The following is a 2,404-nucleotide window of genomic DNA, read 5'->3' as shown; positions in this document are numbered from 1 at the left end:
GTTTCAAGCCAGTCGAGATGCTCTTCCTGAGAGTCGAGAATGTCACGCAGGGCATTGCGGCTGACGTAATCCTGATGTTGCTCACACTCTTTAATCGCTTCGCGTATGGCACTGACATCTTTAAACTGAACTTTGTGGTCCAGCTCCAGCATTTCTCTGGGATCTTCGCCAACGTATAACTTACCAAGCTCCTGTAAATTAGGAATGCCTTCTAAAAATAGAATGCGTTCGATGAGAACGTCGGCGTGTTTCATTTCATTGATAGAAGCTTTGTAGACAGGTTTGTTCAGGCTTTCAAAGCCCCAGTTGCGATACATGCGGGCATGAAGAAAGTACTGGTTTATAGCGGTAAGTTTTAGCGTCAGTATTTTATTCAGTTGCTGGATGACTTTAGCATCACCTTTCATAGCCGTATTACTCCTTAATTCATTAGGTATGAATTAAGTGTAGCATACGGAAACCGGAAGTTGGGTCTCTTTACCTGCTTGGTTGGATCGTTGTTCGAGAGCTTCGTGAAGTACGTCTTTGGCGCAAGTTTTACAGCATCCACACTGAGAAGCCACACCATATTGTTGGCGCAGGTCTCGCATAGAATTCACTTCACCAGAAATAACCGCCTGATGAATGGCTTTATCATTAACGCCCTTACAAAGACATACGTACATAGACTATCACCTCAGTTAGTAATGATAGTCTATGTTAAATGCGAACGATTTGCAATAGTGTTTTATTGCGGTGCGATGAAGCCAGTCTTCAATAAGTACAGGGTATAGAGCAGGTACAGGCAAATAAAGATAAGACCATGTACGCGATTAATTCGTCCCTGACGGGCTTTGCGAATACCGAATACCATCAGTAACAGCGTCAGTATTGCCATTGCAACCCAGTCACGGCTTAATACGAGCGGCTCAAGTGACACCGGTTCAATAGCGCCGGCTATACCCACAACAGCCAGCGTATTAAACATATTTGAACCAATAACGTTACCCAGTGCCAGGTCGTGTTCGTTCTTGCGCGTGGCCGCAATTGCTGAAGCTAATTCCGGTAAAGAGGTCCCGATGGCGACCACGGTCCGGCCGATGACCAAGTCACTAACGCCAAGCGATACGGCGATGTTTACCGCGCCCCAGACTAAAGCGCGGGAACTGACAATAAGCAGCAACAGTCCGACAATAAGCCAGATAATAGCGGGTTTCATCGGTAAAGGGTGCGAGTCAATTTCTTGCGTGTATTCAGCGGCTAAACTGTCGTCACTGCTTTTAGAGCCTATCCATACAGACCAGCCCATATAGCCAAGGAAAACAACCAGTAAAAGTACAGCTTCAAGTCGTGTTATTTGGTAATCGAGAAGGAAAACTGCGCTTAACAGGGTAATGGCTATTAAAACTGGCATTTCGCGACGAATAACGACCGATTTTACAGCGATAGGCGCAAGCAGGGCGGTTATACCCAAAACCAGAGCAATGTTGGTAATGTTTGAGCCGTAAGCATTACCCAAAGCTAAAGCCGGGTTACCTTGCATAGAGGCTAAGGCCGACACCACCATTTCAGGTGCTGACGTGCCAAAGCCAATAATGACCATACCGATAACCAGAGGCGCCATACCCAGATGTCGTGCTACGGCAGCCGCGCCTTCAACAAAGCGGTCAGCACTCCAGACTAATACCGCTAACCCCAGAACAACCGCAACAATCGATAACGTCATAACACCCTGTTCCTGTTAAAAAGAAAGGGCGATAGTTTAACGCAGAGTTTCCTTAATAGCATCAATACTTGTTGGGTCGTCAATGGTCGATGGAACGGCAACATCATCCCCTTGCAAAACTTGCCGGATAAGACGCCTTAATATTTTCCCCGAGCGAGTTTTAGGTAACCTGGGAACAATATGTAAGGTCTTCAGGCAGGCAATTGCACCAATTTCGGACCGAATAGACTGGATGAGCTCTTGTTGCAATTGTTCATGACCAATAGTGGATGAATTTTTAAGAATGACAAAGCCAACTGGCAACTCTCCTTTGAGTTCATCGGGCTGGGCAACCACGGCGCATTCTGCTACGTCTTTATGGCTGGCCAGAATTTCTTCCATTTCGCCGGTAGACAAGCGGTGACCGGCAACGTTTATCACGTCGTCCGTGCGACCCATAATGAATACATAGCCGTCGTCATCTATGTAACCGCCATCGCCGCTGCAGTAGTAACCGGGGAATGCATTCAAATAACTGCCCTGTAGCCGTTCCTCGTCACCCCAAATGGTGGTTAAACAACCCGGAGGTAAAGGTAAGCGCACGCAAATGGCACCTTCTTCTTTACTGCCTAGACTTTTACCTAAAGGGTCCAGCACGCTGATCTCGTAACCCGGAACCGGGAAGGTTGAAGAGCCGGGTTTCACTTTAACTGCGCCAAT

4 protein-coding genes are annotated in these 2,404 nt (G+C 47.1%); all 4 read right to left on the bottom strand.

Annotation, left to right across the window (positions count from 1 at the left end; all coding sequences use genetic code 11):
• The coding region (gene bfr, locus B3180_RS09340) for a bacterioferritin (protein ID WP_286844203.1) at positions 1-407 on the bottom strand (407 nt) is incomplete at its 3' end.
• Between the two features lie 33 nt (positions 408-440).
• Positions 441-665 carry a (2Fe-2S)-binding protein gene (locus B3180_RS09335; RefSeq protein WP_074930735.1) on the bottom strand — a complete coding sequence of 75 codons (225 nt, stop codon included), beginning with the start codon at positions 663-665 and terminating at the stop codon, positions 441-443.
• 62 nt (positions 666-727) lie between these two features.
• Positions 728-1,705, bottom strand: a complete 978-nt coding sequence (locus B3180_RS09330) for a calcium/sodium antiporter (RefSeq protein ID WP_286844200.1) — start codon at positions 1,703-1,705, stop codon at positions 728-730.
• A 36-nt stretch (positions 1,706-1,741) separates the two neighbouring features.
• On the bottom strand, positions 1,742-2,404 hold a 663-nt coding region (locus B3180_RS09325; protein ID WP_286844199.1), incomplete at its 5' end, for an AMP-binding enzyme.

This window comes from Idiomarina sp. UBA4206, assembly GCF_002383015.1.
GTDB classification, from domain to species: Bacteria; Pseudomonadota; Gammaproteobacteria; order Enterobacterales; family Alteromonadaceae; genus Idiomarina; species Idiomarina abyssalis.
The sequence above is the reverse complement of the archived record's forward strand: the minus strand, read 5'-3'. Positions and strand labels throughout refer to the sequence as shown.

Excerpts from the sequence above, each read along its gene's own strand:
- B3180_RS09330 (WP_286844200.1), bottom strand. The coding sequence starts at position 1,705 with ATGACGTTATCGATTGTTGCGGTTGTTCTGGGGTTAGCGGTATTAGTC.
- B3180_RS09335 (WP_074930735.1), bottom strand. The coding sequence starts at position 665 with ATGTACGTATGTCTTTGTAAGGGCGTTAATGATAAAGCCATTCATCAG.